The following is a 16848-nucleotide window of genomic DNA, read 5'->3' on the forward strand; positions in this document are numbered from 1 at the left end:
GATGGGCGCGACTGCATACTGGCTGCGCATCGGCGGTTACCCCGCAACGGAGATCGCCCCCGACGGCCATACCCCACCGACGTGGGAGACATTGGCGGATGGCGGCATCGGCGAGATCTCATTCAAGCTCGCGTTGACCCCGCGCTCTCAGCACCAGGCTCTCCGGGCGCGTGCGGTGGTCGAGGTCATGTGCGGCGCTAACCGTGTCGCGGTCGGCCTGATGACTGAGCCCGACCGCACGACGTGGGAGTGCCACGCCTTCGGTTTTGAGCGGGATCTCCGCAAGTTCCCCGCGCTGGACAGTGTCGGGAGCAATACGCGCAACCTTGCCGAGGCGACTGAGACTGCACAGTTCTGGGGCTGGCCGGGGAGGAACTCACTGCCCATTACTGGGATCGCCGCTGGTGACGTGACAGGCAACCCCGTCACAGTGGGCCAACTGTTTGACGACTTCGCCACGCAGACGGGGCAGCGTTGGGGGGCCGACGAGCTCGGCCGCCTTTTCATGCGCCCCGACCCGACAACTCCGACATGGCTCACCACCCCCGACGCCGCAGCGTTTGGTGCCACCGACGAAGACGTAGCGACCTGGCTGGCCGGCCGGTTCGACTCCGGCTCGGGGTTCCTGACTGCTGTCGTCGGTACACATGGCCCCGGCGACACGGTGGACCTGACCGATCGGGGTGCGATGGGTCTGATTGAGGCTCAGGTGATCCTCAACGGGATGCTGATCCGCAAGGGCGGCACGCAGTGGACGAACGGCGTCACGCTCCACCGTGAGCAGTTGACGACGATGGGCGGCTCTCCTGCTGCTCTGGCTGCGGTGAAGGCTGGGCAGATGTTGCGCGTCCACGGCCTTGCGTCAGGTGTCATCGCGCAGGCTCCGTGGCTTGACATCACCATCGGGAAGACGGTCTACACGGCGGGCGAGGACTCCATCTACATCGAGCCGGTGAACCTGGCACCGCGCACCCTGTCGGGTGTCATCGCAGCTTGACCGTCACCCGCACCCACACGCTGGTCCCGGTCTCGCTCACGGAGCGGACGGAGCAGCGGCGCGCGGTGGCCCGGACGACAGTACGACTCTCGGCGACCTTCTTGTCTCGCTGCCCACAACGCACCTCGTAAGCATCGGCACCGGGAGCCTTGCGCCACAGCACCGTCGTACGCCTGCCGTCACGCACGGCACGCACTCGCTTGGGTGCGGCGGGCGCTTCCACCTCGGCCGGCGCGGGCGTCACAGCGGCGGCCGGTGAGGGTTCGGGGGTCGCCTCCACGGGTGCGGCCGGGCCGGTCGACTCGGGCTCAATGGGCGCGGGCACTTCTTCGAGGCGCAGCATCGGAGCGATCAGGTCGGCCATCAGGGCGTGACCGGCGTCAGACGGGTGCAGCATGTCGGCGTCATAGATCAGGTCCCGAGGATCGGCGCCAACATGGTCGGCCGCCTCGTACACCTGAGAGACATCGAGCACTGCCACGTTTTCGCGTGCCGCAGCAACCCGCTTGAGGGCGTCGCCGTAGGTCGCCCACTTGGCGGCGGTGACGTCGAAGCGGCGATACGTGTGGACGAGCAGGTGGCTCATCGGCCGGCTCGTGGATGCGTCGAGGCGGTCGATCTTGGCGCCGATGTTGGCTTCGTACTCGTCAACAGGTACGGCGAAGGGCTCGCGGTCGACTGAGTCGTTGGAGCCGACCATGTGCACGATCAGCGACGGGCGCTCCCAGAGGATCCAGGGCTGGTTGGTGTCGCTGATGTAGTTCTCGCTGTTGGAGCCACCGGGCGCGGAGACGTAGCCGCGTACGCCAGCCGAGGTGGTGCGGGTGGGGTATGAGTCGCCGACGTGGGTGACCGGCCCGCCGCCGAGTGCTGCGGTCACGAGGTCGATGTAACGCTTGTCGGGCGAGCTGGCTCCGACGCCGTAGGTGCTCGAGGAACCGAGCCACACGATGTTCGCCTGTGCGGTGTCCGAGTTGGCGAGCGCAGCCTTCCATGCGGCCAGCGGGTCGCCCTGGGCCGCGCCCGCGGATCCGCAGCCCATGAATGTCGCAGCCATCAGCGCGACCGCGAGCAGTCTCCCGACGAACTTCATTCCAAATCCCCCGTAGTTCGGTGGCAGCCGAAAAGCCACCTTAACCCGGGCGCACCGGATTCGTATCAGTAAGAACACCTATCTCTCGGCAAGCGGCCCCCGTCCGCGCATCGCAGACGGGGGCCTAACTCGCGCGTACGGCTGCCACCGACGCGCGAGGTGAACGCACAGTACCGACGCCCAACTCTCCTCCGCATCGGGAGTACTACGTAAGGGGCCACCCACATGACCGAGATCCTCGGAATCCCAGTTGGCCTCCTGGCGCCAAGTGCCCTCGCTGGTCTCGCTGTTCTGCTGGTGCTGACCGGGCACATCATCCCGAAGCGCACCCACGACGAGACGATCCACGACCGGGACGAATGGCGCGCCGAGTCGCGGGTCAAGGATCAGCAGATCCTCGAGCTCACCGAGCAGAACCAGAAGATGCTCAACGCGTTCGGCCCGACCCTGACCGACTTCCTCGCGGGCCTGCGTCGCGCGGGGGTCGGCACGCGCGAGGACGGTGAGGATTCGTGAAGTTCTGGCGACGTAAGCGTGACCCTGCCGACCGCCCAGATGTGGCGAAGGCAACCGAAGACCTGGCTCGCATCCGTGCCCAACGTGACGAGGTTGATGCTCTCGTCGCGGCGCTCACTCGGGAGAAGCGCCTCAACAACTTCACGGCCAACGTTGTCGTGACCTTCCGAGGAGGACGCGCGTGAGCGTCGACATTATTGCCCTGTGGCTGGTTATTGCTGCCGCCCCGCCTGCGACCTTGTTCCCGTTCTGCTTTGCCTGGATCTCTCGTGGGATCTGGTGGCGCAACCCTGCCGGTCGTGCGTTGATGACGTCCTCGACTGCGCTCGCTCTGCTGATCGACATCTCGCTGGCCTATCAGTGGCTTGGCGATGACTACGCGCTGCGTGATGCGGTGCGGCTGACTGTGTTCGCCCTGATTGCTGCGGGTGCGTGGCAGAAGCTCTACGCCCTGCTGAGCGCGTCGTGGCGGAACCCCACTGCCGAAGACGAGTAAGCCATTCGCTTCACGGCGCCCTAGATCATTCCATCTGCTTCATTCGGAGGTGCCCATGTGGCGCGTAGCCCGCTCTCTTGACGTCCTGCTCGGCGAACTCAACGCCGCTGCCCCTCTGCGGTCGAAGGTGTCTGACGGCTCCATCGGTGACGCCGCGCACGCCACCCGGTCCTCTGACCACAACCCTTGGGTTGTGTTYGGCGGTCAGGGGATCGTCCGCGCCCGGGACTTCACTCACGACCCGGCGAACGGTCTGGACTGCAACAAGCTGGCCGAGGCACTGTCTGCGCTGATTGCGGTCGGCGGCCACCCTGCCTGCCGCTCGGGGGCCTATGTGATCTGGCGCAGTCGGATCTTCTCGTTCGACCGCCGTCACGAGGGGTGGCGTCCGTACTCGGGCAGCAACCCGCACGACAAGCACTGCCACCTGTCGGTTGCCACTGACCCGGCTGGCTTCGACTCCACCCTGCCGTGGGGCGTCATGGTCGACCCGAAGCGTGAAGAGCGACTGGCGAAGCTCGCGGCGACCCGGAAGCGCAAGGCGAAGTGGCAGCGGTGGGTGAAGCGGGCGAACAAGAACATCGCCCGGCTCAAGGGTCTGACGAAGTGACCACGCTCGGCACGCACAACCTGAGAGACGAGACGGGCACCCCGACACCCTTTAGTGACGTCATCCTTTTTACGGAGGCGATTCACTCCGAGGTGCGCGACGAGCTCGGCACCACGCACGACGTCTACGTGTGCCGGTTCCAGCGTGACCTCATCATCGCGATCCGTAAGACGATGAGCCAGGAGCGGGTGCGTACTCACTACCGGCTGGTTCACCCGGGCATCGCGAAGGTGACGCCGCACCGTGGCACGTTCTGGCTGACGTTGCGGCTGAACGGTGTGCCGACCGCGATCGTGGTGGAGCACCGGATCAATGCCGCGTTCCCGCCGTTCAAGCGGGGTGAGCGGTTCTATCGGCCGCAGATGTGGCGGCTGCACACGCGGGTGTCGCTGCGGATCATCGCCCGTCACAAGCGCAAGGGCCGCCGCGTGCTGGCTGGCGGCGACGTGAACACCCCGCACGGCGTTAAGGGTTACCCGGGTCTGCATGAGGTGGGCGACCACTTCGACCGGCTGGCGTCGACTCGTCCGCTGACTAACCTTGCGGTGATGAGCCGCATGGGGTCCGACCACCCGCGGCTCAAGGCGACGGTGGGCTAAGTCGATCGGGTAATGCGCGAAGTCCGCTGGCGGCGGAACGACCGATTAGCCAGAACGCCTCCAGCATCTCTTTCAACTTCGGCGGTCAGGCAGATCTCGCAAGGCCCCGCTCCAGGGATGTCATAGGCGCACACATGGGTCTCGCTCACTTCCCCGCCTCCCGCTTCCACCGCTGCAACGTGTTCGTGCTGAGGCCAGTCGCTTTCGATACCTCCGAGAACGACGCCTCAGAAAGGGCGGCAACCACTTCGGACCGGTAAGTGGCCTCGGCCCTGGCCCTAGCCTTGGCGGCCAAGGCTAAGCGCCGTTCCCGCCTGTCGCTCAATGTTCCACGGGGGCGAGGCATGGGCGGAATCGTAGCGGTCATCGCGGAACCCCGATTCCCCTGAGCGCGTATTGCAGCACTTGCTCCAGCGGGATGCGTTCGGTCCACGAGTGTTCCGTCATCACGGTCACCGACTTCGCGTTGACCCTGACGACGTGGTGCCATCCGAGGGAGTCGCGGACGTGCGTCGCCTCAGCCAGGTCCGAAGCGGTGAACTTCGCACGGCTTGCCTCAGTGGCCCGCGCGGCCTTCCGCCGTGCCGCCGCCAACTCAGCCTCCAGCCGGGCGATCTCCGCCTGCCGCTCCCTCTCCTCGCGGATCGCAGCCTCTGCCGCCCGAGCGCCGTTACGTGCGCCCGAGCGGCGCTGCGAGTAGGTGGCCATCAGATCCACTGACCCTTCTTCAGCTCGACCGCCTGGCCGAGGGCGATCAGGTCGCGGGCCTTGTCGGCGCTGATGGTCTTCCAGCCGGTGTGGCTCCAGACGCATGCGCGCTTGGCGGTGAATCGGACTTCGAGGATCTGGTTGCTGTTCATGTAGTAATCGTAGCACTCGTCGCCACGATTGCATAGCCCCAATCGCCATGAAACTTCTACGAAAGGCACCACCATGACCCGCAAGATCCTCGCCACCCTCGCCGCCACCGTCCTCGCGCTGACCGCTCTCGCTGCCACGGCCCCTACCGCACACGCCAAGGACACCTCCTGGGGTCGCGTCCAGCACAAGGACACCTCGTGGGGCTGAGATGACGAAACCCACCGCCTTCGCCCTCGGCATCACCCTCGGAGCCCTCGCGCTCCCCCTCGGCTACAACCTCGGCTGCCGTCTCGCCGGCAGACATCACCTCGCCATCAAGGAGAACTGATGCACTCCACCGTCCTGCCGTACCTCAAGGCATACGCAGCCCTCATCGGCTCCATTGCCACCGCCCTGCTCGCTGTCTACGCCTCCGACTCGTCGGCCGGTCAGGTGCTGACCGTCGTCTCGGTCATCGCCACCGCTGTCGCTACGTGGGCCGTTCCGAACCTCGACCCGCAGGCCGAGCACCAGACCGAGTCGGTTCAGCCGCCGACTGCCTGACCACCCACCCTCTCGGGCTGCCACCCATATAGGAGAACGCCATGGCCCTCACCATCTCAGCCGCCGCCGCCCAGGCGATGGCCGCTGCACTCGCGACCGACATCGGCTCGGCTGCCACCATCGAGATCCGCACGGGCACCAAGCCCGCCACCCCGGAGACCGCCGCGTCGGGCACCCTGCTCGCCACCGTCGCCATCTCCGGATCGTTCACCGCAGCGAGCGGCAGCATCACCGCAGCCGACCCCGCCTCGGTCACCGTCGCGGCGTCCGGCACTGCCGGCCACTTCCGCGTGAAGACGTCGGGCGGCACCGCGAAGATCGACGGCACGGTCGGCACGTCGGGCGCTGACATGAACCTGTCATCCGTCGCCCTCGTGTCGGGCGGCACCGTCGACCTGGGCGTGCCCACCTTCACTATCCCTGTCGCCTGAGCTGACTCGTGGCTACCCCTCCGACTCGGGCAGCGTTCGCGTCCCCGGCGTCGGGGAACTACACGACCTCGGGCACATCCAAGGTCACGACCGCCTTCAACGTCACGGCCGGCGACCTCATCGTGGTCGTCTGCTCGTCGGAACAGGCGGGCACGAACAGTGCCGTCACGCCGACCGCTTCGGGTGGATCGGTGACGTGGACGCTGCGGGCCTCGCAGACCGCGGGCACCACCAACCAATCGGGTGCGTGGTGCTGGACGGGCGCTGTCGGCGCCACTGCGACGGGCATCACCGTCACTGTCCCGCGACCCAACACGGGCACGACGCTGTGGTGGGGCTGCTCGGCGACCGTGTGGAGTGGTCACGGCGGCGTGGGGGCTGCGATCTCGGCGACCACGGGAACCACCTCCAGCACCGCTCAGACCACGACAGCGGCCCTCGCAGCGAACAGTGCCGTCCAGATCGCGATGAGCGACTGGAACGCTGTCGCGCTCGCTACTCGCACCTGGCAGACCGTCAACGGCTCAGCCATGACGGAGAGCCTGTACGTCAACGGCGCATCCCACGCCACGGCGCTCGGCGGGTTCCGCACTGACGTCGGGGCCGCGGGCACGAAGGTCGTCGGCCTCACCACCCCGGCAACCCTGCGCTGGGTGATGGTGGGCGTCGAGATCCTGGGCGCCAGCGGAGGCAGCACCACCACCGGCACCCTGTCGGCGAGCGTCCCTCGCGTGACGTCGAGCATCGCCGGGACCACCACCGTCCCCTCGACGTCCGGCATCCTCATCGCGTCGACCCTGCTCGCGACCGCCTCTCTTGCCGGCACCACGACCTCGCCCTCTATCGCGGGCACGGTCTCGGCGTCGACACCCGTCATGACTTCGGCTATCGCTGGCACCGCGACTGTTCCGACCTACGCGGGCACCCTGTCGGCCAGCGTCCCCGTCACGACCGGCTCGCTCAACGGGACTGCCAGTGTCCCGAGCTCGTCGGGGTCGATCGCCGCATCCACACCGCGCGCCACGTCGTCGGCTGCTGGAACGGTCACCGCGCCCGTCTACAGCGGAGCAACCTCGGGCAGCGTCCCGGCAACCACCGGCAGCGCGTCCGGTACGACAGCGGTCCCCGTCTACTCGGGCACACTCACGACCGCCATCCCGCCGACACGCTCCACCATCGCGGGCACCGTCACCAACCCGGCAGGCTCCGCAGCACTGTCGGGCACCGTTCCCCGCGCCACCTCGTCGATAGCGGGGTCGGTCTCTGCGCCCGTGTGGACTGCCACCCTCGCCGCGCAGGTCGCTCGAGCCACAAGCACGATGATCGGCACCGTCACCCCTCCCGTGTTCGCGGGGACGATCACGGGCACGCTTCCCGACGTCACGGGGTCGACCACCGGCACCGCGACCTCGCCGACCGGATCCGGCTCCCTGGCCGCCTCCACGCCCCGGCTGTCGGCGTCGCTCACTGGATCCGTGCTGGACGCACCGCCCACCGAGTTCACCGGCCGCATCCTCAAGGCCACCGTCGCAGCCCCCACCGCAGTCGGCGTCATCGTCCTACCCGCCTCGACTGGCGACATCGTGTCGCAGCGGATCTCGGGTCGCCTATCCATCCTTCGCGCTCGAGGAGTCATCACATGAAGTTCGATGCCGGAACCCGCACCCGTCTCCTCGTGAAGATGGAGCTCGACTTCGACCCGACCGGCTCCACGGTGGAGGTCAAGGTCGACTCCACCTGGCATCCCGCGACGTGGCAGGACTCCCCGGTCCAGTCGGGTGGCAAGTGGACGCAGACAGCCCGCACCACGGACTACTTCGCCGGCCCCGAGGTTGCGAACCCGGCCGGGGCGACCGTCCTCGGCATCTCTCCTGCCCGCCACCTCACCCAGACGCGCGTCACCTCGGGCTCCGACGTGATCGTGGCCGACTCGACACCCCTCGACGTCGGCTGACCCGCTCCACCCAATCAAGGGCCTCGCCAACAGAGAACGGACCGCCCACATGCCCCTCAGCACCGCCACCATCACCTTCGACATCTCCGACCAGCTCGGCACCGACTACGACCGCCGCCGAGGAATCCGCGGATGGATCGACACCAACATCCCCAACGACACCGTGGTCGACGTCGACGGCAACAAGATCCGCCTCGGCTCCGGCAAGGTCACCTTCAACGACGACGGCACCGGGTCGTTCACCGTCTGGACGCCCGGCACCGGCTCCAACCCCGCGTCGTGGCAGACCTACTTCCATGTGGAGTACGTCGACTCCGGCAACCACGCGAAGGGCCGCGCGACCCGCACGTTCGGGCCGTTCACCATCACCGCGAACGCCGACCTTGCTGACCTCATCGAGGAGCAGGAGGTGCCGCCCGACTTCGACTCGGTCGGATTCCTCGCCCAGGCCGAGGCGCTGCGCGACGAGCAGCTCGCCATCGCCGCGGGGGACATCTCGGCCACGATCTCCGCAGAAGTGGGCGACGCCCTTGCAGATGCCCCATTCACCTCCCGCTACGCGATCCTTGGCTCCGGCACCAGCCAGCGCGTCGGCGTAGGCACCACCGACCCGGCGACGAAGAACTACGGCACGCGCGCCGCCGCCCGACTGGGTGCCGACCTCGCCGTCACGGTCGGCGACACCAACGCCGGAGCATCAGGTGCCAACTCCACGCAGCTCCTGTCCTACCTCCCCGGCTGGCTGGCCGACCGCCGACCCCACGTCGTCACCATCGAACTCCCCATCAACGACGTCAACCTGTCGAACGCCGTGGCGCGCGCGACCACCATCGCCAACCTCGGCAAGCAGATCGGCCTCGTCCGGCTCGCGGGCGGCACCCCCGTCCTCGTCATCACCCCGGCCATCAACCCGTGGGCCTACGGAAACGTGGGCCAGCAGACCGACGCCACACAGCTCGCCTACTCGACCCTGCGCGCCGACGCCCTCACGCTCGCCGCGTCGCTCCGCGTCCCCGTGGCAGACGGCCACCTGGCGATGCGTGCCATGGTCAACATCCTCGCGGACGGCGTGCACATGAACGACACGGGAGCCGACGCGCTCGGCAGGGTGGTCGCCGAGACCATCGAGGGAGCCCCGCCCGCCGACGTGTCGACCACTATCTTCTCCGACACGTTCTCATCGACACTGAGCGCCTCGTGGGTGCCGACCCTGGGCTCGTGGACCGTGGAATCGGGCAAGGCTCGCAGCGCCACCGGAGGCGACGGCGAGATCGCCCTGCGTGAGACCTCCCGTGCTGACCACGCCATCTTCGCCGACCTGTCGTGGGCCAGCGGCAGCATCGACGGCGGCATCGTCGCTCGGGGTGCTAGCGGCGGGACCGGCTACCTCGCCACCCTCTACCCCAACGGCGCCAACACCGACCTGCGGCTCTACTACCTGAGCGGCGGCGGCGCCACCCTCCTCACGCAAGAGGCATCCGTGTCGGTGAACGCGGCAGGCGCAAACCTCGGCATCACGGTCGGTGGCAACAACATCCTCGTCTGGCTCGACGGCATCCCCCGCCTGTCGTGCGCTTCCACCCTCGCCACCGGGACGAAGGTCGGCCTTCGCCAGCAGGCCAACACCGCGCTCCGGTTCGACAACGTGCGGGCGTCCTACTGACCCTTTCGCCCCGATAAGCAGCAGCCCCGTCCTCTTCGGAGGGCGGGGCTGTTCTGCGTTTGTGTCGACGGCACCGTGTGTCAGTTGATGTGTCACGGCCGATATACGTTTGGCCCGAAACTGTCTAAACATGCAGGTCAGCGAGGTGGGGCGACCGGGGCTCGAACCCGGGACCCAAGGATTATGAGTCCTCTGCTCTGACCGACTGAGCTACCGCCCCTCGGGGCGCACCCTAGGCGATGCGGGCCTCGACCTCGTACATGTGCTCCACGACGCGGAAGCCGAGCGCCGTGTTGGTGCGGTGCATCGCCGTGTTGGACGGCGCGGTCCACGTGTGCACGAGCCGGACGTCGTCGGGCAGGTCGGCGTAGTTGGCGGACTTGAGCGCGGCCCCCAACCGGTGGCCGCGGTGCTCGGGCATCACCAGCGTGTCGTCCTGCCAGCCGTAGTCGGTGCCGTGCGGGACGAAGAGCAGCGAGTAGCCGCCGAACGTGCCGTCCGCACGCCGGCGGGCGGCGGCCACGCGGACGTCGTACGCCCGCATGAGCCGTTCCTCCGACATGGCCAGCCGCGCGTCGTCGAGGACCTCGGGCTCGAGGTCGAGCTCCCCGGTCGGGACGTCGGCGTTCATCTGGTTGCGCATGGCGAGGTAGGCCTCGCGGTGCTCGTCGGGGCAGCGCCCACGCCAGGTGACGACGTCGTACGCCGGGTCGACGGGCGACGTGGCGACGGGGAGGTCGGCGACGAGGTGGTCCTCACGGTGCTTGTCGACCGTGCCCATGGCCGCGGCGAACTCGCGGGCGGGTCCGGGCGCGGCGACGTCGACGGTCACCTCTCCCCCGACCCGGGTGCGGTCGGCGGCACGGGCGCGCTCCACCACGGCCTGCCACAGGGCGCGGCCGACACCGCGGCGCCAATGGGTGGGCAGCACCTGCACCTCGGCCCACGCGACGTCGGTGTTCTCGCTCAGCGGCAGCTCGAGCTCCGCGACCCCGACGACCTCGCCGCCCTCGACCGCCTGCAGCCACGTGCGGGCGTAGTGGGTGCTCGGCGAGGTGGCCGTGACCTCGAAGGCGGCCGCCGTGGTGACCAGCGCGTGCGGCCGGTCCGACCGGGCCGCCCGCTCCATCACGTCGTGCCACGCGGCCCGCGCCGCCTGGTCGGTCGTGTCGAGCTCCACGATCTGCACGTCGGTGTCCACCGGCACATCCGACCGCACCCGCCGGCCGACGGGCAACCGGGATTCGGACGTTCGACTTCGCGTCCGCCGCCCGGCATGGGACAGTGACGCGTCTCGGAAGCGGCTCGGGTACGGGAGGACCTCGGTGGCCAAGGATCGGTCTGCTCTGTTGTCCCCGTCGCAGCGTCACCTCGTGACGCGCTTCGGCTACGGCATCGACGCAACGCTCGCGCGCGACGTACGCCGTGCCGGCGGGGCGCCCGCATGGTTCGAGCAGCAGCTCACCCGCCCGGGCTCGTTCCCGGACGGGTCTGCTGACGCCGTCCGACGGTGGTGGCCCGACCTCGACCGGCGGCCCTCCGACCTCTGGCAGCGCCAGGTCCAGGAGGTCCGCGGCGGCTGGCAGGTCATGGAGGACTACGGCCGCTGGCTGCTCGTGCGGCGCATCCGCACGCGGCGCCCGGTGCTGGAGAAGATGACCGAGTTCTGGGAGGCGATGCTCCACGTGCCGGTGAGCGGCGACGCCCACTTCACCTGGCGGGTGGACTACGGCGACACGGTCAGGCGCCACGCGCTCGGCCGCTTCGACGAGCTCCTGGCCGCGACCACGACCCACCCGGCGATGCTGATCTTCCTCTCCGCCGCGACCTCGACCAAGCGCGCCCCCAACGAGAACCTCGGGCGCGAGCTGCTCGAGCTGCACACCCTCGGCGCGGGCACCTACGACGAGGACGACGTCAAGGCGTCGGCGCGGATCCTGACCGGCCACCACGTCGACCTCTGGGAGTCGTGGAAGGCGTCGTACGTCAAGGAGGACCACGCGACCGGCAAGGTGCAGGTCAAGGGGTTCACCCACAAGAACCGCAAGGCCGACGGCCGCGAGGTCACCCGGGAGTACCTCCGCTACCTCGCGCACCACCCGCTGACCGCCCAGCACGTCTGCGAGCGGCTGGCGACCAAGTTCGTGCGCGACGACCCGCCGCGATCGCTGGTGAAGCGGCTGGCGAAGGTCTACCTGAAGAACGACACCGCGATCGTGCCGGTGCTGCGCGCGCTGGTGGCCAGCAAGGAGTTCCGGTCCTCCGCGGGCGACAAGCTGCGCGACCCGGGCGAGGACGTCGTCGCCACCTATCGCGCCCTGGGCGTCGATGTAGGCCGACCGAGCCGCAACGACTCCGCGTCCAACGCGATCCTCTGGCAGGCATCCCGCCTGGGCCTCAGCCCCCATGCCTGGCCGCGACCCGACGGCACTCCCGTCACCGACCGGGTGTGGGCCTCGCCCTCGCGCGCGCTCGGCTCGATGGACCTGCACTACTCGATGGCCGGCGGGTGGTGGCCCTCCGAGGGCATCCGCTACCGCACGCCGGGTGCGTGGGTGCCGTCGAAGAAGCCGGTGCGCTTCGAGGACCTCGTCGACGCGGTCAGCCGCGACCTGCTGCACCGGCCCGCGAGTAAGCGCCTCGTGCAGACGGCGACCATCGCCACCGGCTGCAAGGCCCGGGAGAAGATCGACCGCGACCACGCCCTCTACCAGTGGGGCTTCCCGCGCCTGCTGGCCGCCGTCCTCGACTCCCCCGACCACCTGGCGTGCTGACATGACTGCTTCCCACCCGACCCCTGCCGTCCCCGCCGCTCCGGGGGCCCGACCCTGCGGCTGCCCCGACTACGACGAGGCGCGACTGGCCCTGAGCCGACGCGCACTGCTCGGCACCGCCCTCGCCGGCGGCGCCGTCGCGCTCGGCCCGTCGCTCACGGGCGCCGGCCCGTCGGCGTACGCCGTCACCGGCCGCAGCGCAGCCGGGCTGGCCGCGCCGGGCGGCTCCGTGCTGGTGATCCTCTCGCTGCGTGGCGCGGCCGACGGCCTCTCGCTCGTCGTCCCGCACGCCGACCCGGTCTACTACGCCGCGCGACCGCGCCTGGCGATCCCCCACACCGCGCTGCTCGCACCGGACGCGATGTTCGGGCTGCACCCCGCCCTGGCCCCGCTGCTGCCGATGTGGGACGCCGGCACGCTGGCCGCCGTGCACGCCACCGGCATGGCCGCACCCAACCGGTCGCACTTCGCGGCCATGGAGGCCATCGAGGACGCCGCCCCCGGCTCGTCCGAGCGCACCGGCTGGCTCAACCGCCTGCTGGGCGAGCTGCCCGGCACGTCGCCGCTGCAGGGCACGGCGATGGGCAACCAGGCGCCGACCTCGCTCTTCGGCGCGCAGCCGGCCTTCGTGGTCGGCCGGGTCGACCAGGCCAAGGTCGCGGGCGCCGACGAGGAGGGCCGCCGGCTGGCGTCCCTGGCGCACGCGTGGCGCGGCAGCAGCCCGATGAGCCGCGCGGTGCGCGACGCGATCTCGGGGGCGCAGACCTTCGGTGCCGCCCGGGACACCCCGGCCGGCGCGCCTGCCACCGCGTACCCCTCCAGCGGGCTGGGCCAGGCACTGTCGGACGTCTCCCGGATCGTGCGGTCCGGCGTCGGCACCGAGGTGATCACCGTCGACCAGGGCGACTGGGACATGCACACCGACGCGGGCACGCTCGAGTGGGGCGACATGGTGCGCAACGCCTCCGACCTGGCGAGCTCGATCGCGGCGTTCTTCTCCGACCTCGGACCGGCCGCCGAGCGGGTCACCCTCGTGACCCTGAGCGAGTTCGGCCGCAGGGTGCGGGAGAACGACGACTACGGCACCGACCACGGCTTCGGCAACGTCATGTTCGTCGCCGGCGCCGGGGTGCGGGGCGGCCGCTACTACGGCTCGTGGCCGGGCCTGTCCGACACGCCGGACGCCGACCTCCTGGTCACCACCGACTACCGCAGCGTGCTCGCCGAGGTCGTCACCCGACGCTTCGGCGTCTCGGTCGCGCAGGTCTTCCCGGGCTTCGCCCCGCAGGCCGTCGGCGTGATGGCCTGACGGTGTCCCCGTCCCCGCAGGCGGTCAGACGACCTGCACGGGGTGGCGCACGACGGCGTCGAAGAAGTAGCCCTGGGTGTTGAAGGCGGCCACGAGCGGCTGGGTGCGGCCCTGCTCGTCGGTCGCCCGGGCGAGCAGCTCGTGGCGCCCGGGGCGCGGGTTGGCCCAGCGCACCGACCACTGCGTCCAGCCTTCGTCCTCGCGGGACCGGCGGTCCAGGACGGCGGGGCGCCACCTGGCACCGCCGTCGAGGCTCACCGAGACGCGCGTGATCCGGCCGGCGCCGCTCCACGACCGACCGGTCAGGGTGACGGGGCGTGACGGCAGCACCTGCTCGGGGGCCAGCTCCCACGCGGAGCGCACCGGGTTGACCGTCAACGGCGGGGAGTCGACCGGCCAGTCGGGGCCGACCATCCGGTAGAAGGTGGTGTTCCACGGCGACGTCAGCTGCGTCGTCGACACCTCCAGCGACCCGAGCCACTTGATGCTCGCGATGCCGACCCAGCCGGGCAGCACCAGTCGGAGCGGGTAGCCGTGGTCGGGCAGCAGGTCCTCGCCGTTGATCCCCCACGCGAGCAGCGCGTCGTCGAGCGCCTTCTCCACCGGGAACGGACGACGCACCCGGCCGTAGTCCGTGCCGCCCGAGACGAAGGGGTCGTCGAGCCCGGTGGCCTGGATGGACACCGCGTCCGGCGACAGCCCGACGGAGGCGAGCACGTCGCGCAGGCGTACGCCGCTCCAGCGCACGGTGCCGACGGCGCCGAGGGTCCAGGCGGTGCCGGAGACGGTCTGCCCCTGCTGGGTCCGGAAGTAGCTGCGACCGTTGCCGGTGCACTCCACCACGGCGGTGAGCTCGTGGTGGGGCAGCCGCTGGAGGTCGGCGAACGACAGGCTGAGCGCCTCGCCCTCCCCCCTCGGCGTCGCCAGACCGTCGCCGTGCACGCGCAGCGCGTAGGTCGACCGGTCGACCTGAGGGGTGCGGGTGTGGTTGCGCACGAACAGGCGGGACTGGGGCGTGAGGTAGCGCTGCGGGTCGACCGAGGCCCAGCGCATCTCGGCGTTGGTCCCGAAGTCGGTGAAGTAGGCCGGCGGGGTGGGCTTGAGGATGAACGGCGACGCAGCGGAGACGGGGGCTGCGCGCCACACGGAGGTGGGGACGACTGCGGCGCCGGCGAGCGCAGCGGCGGCGGTGAGGAATCCACGTCGGGTCGGCGCGTACGAGGTCATGGGCCGACCATATAGGAGTAAGTCGTTCGTTTCACTACACAACTCACGCCGGCAGACACGTCGTCCTCGCGGTGCCATGCTCGGTGCATGACCGCCGAACGACCCACGCCCCCATCCTTCGAAGCGCTGCCCGAGGACTGGCAGAGCGCCCTGTTCGTCGTGGCGCACCCCGACGACATCGAGTACGGCGCGGCCGCCGCGGTCGCGCGGTGGACCGGCCAGGGGAAGAAGGTCGTCTACTGCATGGTGACCAGCGGCGAGGCCGGGATCGACGGGATCCACCCCGACGAGTGCGGGCCCCTGCGTGAGGCGGAGGAGATCGCGTCCGCCGCCGCCGTCGGCGTCGACGAGGTGCTGTTCCTGCGCTTGCCCGACGGGATCCTGGAGTACGGCGTCGAGCTGCGGCGCGCGCTCGCGAAGGTCGTGCGGGAGCAGCGACCCGACGTCGCGCTGACCATCAACTTCCGCGAGACGTTCGGCGGCACCAACCTCAACCAGGCCGACCACATCGCCGTGGGCAAGGCGCTCCTCGACGCGGTCCGCGACGCCGGGAACCGCTGGGTGTTCCCCGAGCAGCTGACCGACGGGCTCGAGCCGTGGGGCGGCGTGAAGGCGGTCTGGGCGGGAGGGTCACCGCAGGCGACGCACGCGGTGGACGTCACCGACACGTTCGCGGCCGGGGTCGCCTCCCTGAAGGAGCACCGGGCCTACATCGAGGGGCTCGGCTGGGAGGGCTGGGACCCCGAGGAGTTCCTCGACGGGATCCTCCGCGGTGGTGGCCAGGGGCTCGGCGTCACCCACGCCTCGACGTTCGAGGTGTTTCCCCTGGGCTGGGGCTGACGGTCCCCCGCCCGAACCGCCGCCTGCCCCGGCGCGGCTCCCGCGCACCCGCACCGGCGAACCGCGCCCCCACCAGCGGCGGCGGGGTCGGTGCGGCCTCCACGACGACCTCGTCGGGCGTCTCGTGGACGGCCGCCGGGTGGGCTGCAGTGGACTCGTCCTGCGTCGGCACCGACGACAGGTCGTGGTCCGCCAGGATCGCGCGCACCTCGTCGATCGTCGCGAGCAGCGCGTGCTCGTCCGTCTCGTCCGTGCACGCCACCATCGCGTGGCGACCGAGCGACGCGCCGACCACGAACGCCTGCTCGAACCGCAGCCGGACGAAGCCGGCCACGTGCTGGTCCTCCAGCGAGCGCAGGATCGCGAGCATGCGGTTTCCCACCTCGTCGAGATGACGCCTCGCCGCCCCGTCCCCGGCCGTGGCGACGACGCGCGACCCGGCCGTGACGACGCCTGCCCAGCGGACGCCGTCGACGGACTGGAGCCGGTCGACGCAGTGGATGACCGTGGCCGTGGCGTCCGCACCGCCGACCACCATGAAGGTCGGCACGGTGCGGGCCTCGGCGGGCGCGAGCACTGCCCGGTAGGTGCCCTCCCCGGCGGGGGTCCAGGTCACCCCGACCGTCAGGCGGCGCGTGCCCACCGCCTCCAGGGCGCGCAGGTCGCCGGCCTCGACCAGCTCCCCTGCGCGGCGGGCCAGCCGGCCCGTGTAGGGCAGGGCGGCGGCGAGCGCACCTGCTGCACCGTCGTCACCGACCAMGGTTCCGTCCGGGCGTACGACGAACTCGCGAGGGTCGTGGCCCTCCATCGGTCCTGCGCTCATGGCGCCACCCTGACCCAGCCCGGCGTCGGACGGAGGCGGCGTAACGCACAGTTCACACGCGACCGCGGAAGCGTTACGCCACGGCAATCCGCCGCACCGGCCGGGGGCTGAG

22 protein-coding genes and 1 tRNA gene are annotated in these 16848 nt (G+C 70.1%); 15 read left to right on the forward strand and 8 right to left on the reverse strand.

All coding sequences use genetic code 11. The features are described 5' to 3' along the window. Position 1 precedes the first annotated feature (1 nt). The gene (locus tag AC1DP1_RS05640) at positions 2-997 is read left to right on the forward strand and encodes a hypothetical protein (RefSeq protein WP_477506025.1); all 996 of its coding nucleotides are present in this window, start codon (positions 2-4) and stop codon (positions 995-997) included. Here the strand turns inward: AC1DP1_RS05640 and AC1DP1_RS05645 are convergent. Beyond that, positions 984-2090: an SGNH/GDSL hydrolase family protein gene (locus AC1DP1_RS05645; RefSeq protein ID WP_477506026.1), complete on the reverse strand. Its 1107-nt coding sequence runs from the start codon at positions 2088-2090 to the stop codon at positions 984-986. The genes AC1DP1_RS05640 and AC1DP1_RS05645 overlap by 14 nt on opposite strands. A 225-nt stretch (positions 2091-2315) precedes the next feature. On the opposite strand from AC1DP1_RS05645, the gene AC1DP1_RS05650 reads away from it, so the two are divergent. The 5 genes from AC1DP1_RS05650 to AC1DP1_RS05670 are packed head-to-tail and all read left to right on the forward strand — an operon-like array spanning position 2316 to position 4311. Continuing rightward, the gene (locus tag AC1DP1_RS05650; RefSeq protein WP_477506027.1) at positions 2316-2606 is read left to right on the forward strand and encodes a hypothetical protein; all 291 of its coding nucleotides are present in this window, start codon (positions 2316-2318) and stop codon (positions 2604-2606) included. After that, entirely contained in the window at positions 2603-2791 is a 189-nt protein-coding gene (locus tag AC1DP1_RS05655) for a DUF7620 family protein (RefSeq protein WP_477506028.1), read from the forward strand. The genes AC1DP1_RS05650 and AC1DP1_RS05655 overlap by 4 nt, the downstream gene beginning before the upstream one ends. Continuing rightward, positions 2788-3102, forward strand: coding sequence for a putative phage holin (locus AC1DP1_RS05660; RefSeq protein WP_477506029.1), 315 nt, complete (start codon positions 2788-2790; stop codon positions 3100-3102). The genes AC1DP1_RS05655 and AC1DP1_RS05660 overlap by 4 nt, the downstream gene beginning before the upstream one ends. A gap of 55 nt (positions 3103-3157) precedes the next feature. Further along, positions 3158-3712, forward strand: coding sequence for a hypothetical protein (locus tag AC1DP1_RS05665; protein WP_477506030.1), 555 nt, complete (start codon positions 3158-3160; stop codon positions 3710-3712). Then, the gene (locus AC1DP1_RS05670; RefSeq protein ID WP_477506031.1) at positions 3709-4311 is read left to right on the forward strand and encodes a hypothetical protein; all 603 of its coding nucleotides are present in this window, start codon (positions 3709-3711) and stop codon (positions 4309-4311) included. The genes AC1DP1_RS05665 and AC1DP1_RS05670 overlap by 4 nt, the downstream gene beginning before the upstream one ends. A gap of 363 nt (positions 4312-4674) precedes the next feature. On the opposite strand, the gene AC1DP1_RS05675 is transcribed toward AC1DP1_RS05670, so the two are convergent. Next, positions 4675-5019, reverse strand: coding sequence for a hypothetical protein (locus AC1DP1_RS05675; protein WP_477506032.1), 345 nt, complete (start codon positions 5017-5019; stop codon positions 4675-4677). Continuing rightward, the gene (locus tag AC1DP1_RS05680; RefSeq protein ID WP_477506033.1) at positions 5019-5171 is read right to left on the reverse strand and encodes a hypothetical protein; all 153 of its coding nucleotides are present in this window, start codon (positions 5169-5171) and stop codon (positions 5019-5021) included. The genes AC1DP1_RS05675 and AC1DP1_RS05680 overlap by 1 nt, the downstream gene beginning before the upstream one ends. Before the next feature lie 73 nt (positions 5172-5244). Between AC1DP1_RS05680 and AC1DP1_RS05685 the strand changes: the two genes are divergently transcribed. From AC1DP1_RS05685 to AC1DP1_RS05695, 3 genes are all read left to right on the forward strand, one after another. Next, positions 5245-5379 (forward strand): hypothetical protein, encoded by a 135-nt coding sequence (locus tag AC1DP1_RS05685; protein WP_477506034.1) that lies wholly within the window; start codon positions 5245-5247, stop codon positions 5377-5379. Positions 5380-5499: 120 nt separating this feature from the next. Then, the gene (locus tag AC1DP1_RS05690; RefSeq protein ID WP_477506035.1) at positions 5500-5715 is read left to right on the forward strand and encodes a hypothetical protein; all 216 of its coding nucleotides are present in this window, start codon (positions 5500-5502) and stop codon (positions 5713-5715) included. Between the two features lie 41 nt (positions 5716-5756). Further along, the gene (locus AC1DP1_RS05695) at positions 5757-6146 is read left to right on the forward strand and encodes a hypothetical protein (RefSeq protein WP_477506036.1); all 390 of its coding nucleotides are present in this window, start codon (positions 5757-5759) and stop codon (positions 6144-6146) included. A 58-nt stretch (positions 6147-6204) separates the two neighbouring features. Here the strand turns inward: AC1DP1_RS05695 and AC1DP1_RS05700 are convergent, their stop codons facing one another. Next, a complete protein-coding gene (locus AC1DP1_RS05700) occupies positions 6205-6444 on the reverse strand; it encodes a hypothetical protein (RefSeq protein WP_477506037.1) in 240 nt (79 codons plus the stop codon). A gap of 232 nt (positions 6445-6676) precedes the next feature. Here AC1DP1_RS05700 and AC1DP1_RS05705 point away from each other — a divergent pair, with 232 nt between their 5' ends. From AC1DP1_RS05705 to AC1DP1_RS05715, 3 genes are read left to right on the forward strand one after another with little or no spacing between them, the layout of a single operon-like run. After that, complete coding sequence (locus AC1DP1_RS05705; RefSeq protein WP_477506038.1) at positions 6677-7789, forward strand: hypothetical protein; 1113 nt, start codon at positions 6677-6679, stop codon at positions 7787-7789. Further along, positions 7786-8100 carry a hypothetical protein gene (locus tag AC1DP1_RS05710; RefSeq protein ID WP_477506039.1) on the forward strand — a complete coding sequence of 105 codons (315 nt, stop codon included), beginning with the start codon at positions 7786-7788 and terminating at the stop codon, positions 8098-8100. Before AC1DP1_RS05705 ends, AC1DP1_RS05710 begins: the two co-directional genes overlap by 4 nt. Before the next feature lie 49 nt (positions 8101-8149). Further along, positions 8150-9763, forward strand: a complete 1614-nt coding sequence (locus tag AC1DP1_RS05715; protein WP_477506040.1) for an SGNH/GDSL hydrolase family protein — start codon at positions 8150-8152, stop codon at positions 9761-9763. A 146-nt stretch (positions 9764-9909) separates the two neighbouring features. Here the strand turns inward: AC1DP1_RS05715 and AC1DP1_RS05720 are convergent. Together AC1DP1_RS05720 and AC1DP1_RS05725 are read right to left on the reverse strand one after the other, a co-directional pair. After that, positions 9910-9983: transfer RNA gene (locus AC1DP1_RS05720), tRNA-Ile, on the reverse strand. 12 nt (positions 9984-9995) lie between these two features. Continuing rightward, positions 9996-10964 carry a GNAT family N-acetyltransferase gene (locus AC1DP1_RS05725; protein WP_477506041.1) on the reverse strand — a complete coding sequence of 323 codons (969 nt, stop codon included), beginning with the start codon at positions 10962-10964 and terminating at the stop codon, positions 9996-9998. Positions 10965-11136: 172 nt separating this feature from the next. Here AC1DP1_RS05725 and AC1DP1_RS05730 point away from each other — a divergent pair, with 172 nt between their 5' ends. After that, positions 11137-12537, forward strand: coding sequence for a DUF1800 domain-containing protein (locus AC1DP1_RS05730; protein WP_477506042.1), 1401 nt, complete (start codon positions 11137-11139; stop codon positions 12535-12537). Between the two features lies 1 nt (position 12538). Further along, entirely contained in the window at positions 12539-13846 is a 1308-nt protein-coding gene (locus tag AC1DP1_RS05735; RefSeq protein ID WP_477506043.1) for a DUF1501 domain-containing protein, read from the forward strand. Positions 13847-13870: 24 nt separating this feature from the next. On the opposite strand, the gene AC1DP1_RS05740 is transcribed toward AC1DP1_RS05735, so the two are convergent. Then, entirely contained in the window at positions 13871-15073 is a 1203-nt protein-coding gene (locus AC1DP1_RS05740) for a sulfite oxidase (RefSeq protein WP_477506044.1), read from the reverse strand. 87 nt (positions 15074-15160) lie between these two features. On the opposite strand from AC1DP1_RS05740, the gene AC1DP1_RS05745 reads away from it, so the two are divergent. Further along, the gene (locus AC1DP1_RS05745; RefSeq protein ID WP_477506045.1) at positions 15161-15913 is read left to right on the forward strand and encodes a PIG-L deacetylase family protein; all 753 of its coding nucleotides are present in this window, start codon (positions 15161-15163) and stop codon (positions 15911-15913) included. On the opposite strand, the gene AC1DP1_RS05750 is transcribed toward AC1DP1_RS05745, so the two are convergent. Next, complete coding sequence (locus tag AC1DP1_RS05750; RefSeq protein ID WP_477506047.1) at positions 15867-16736, reverse strand: hypothetical protein; 870 nt, start codon at positions 16734-16736, stop codon at positions 15867-15869. The two genes, AC1DP1_RS05745 and AC1DP1_RS05750, sit on opposite strands and share 47 nt — an antisense overlap. Between the last annotated feature and the right edge of the window lie 112 nt (positions 16737-16848).

It is taken from the genome of Nocardioides sp. P4_G10 (genome assembly GCF_056401175.1).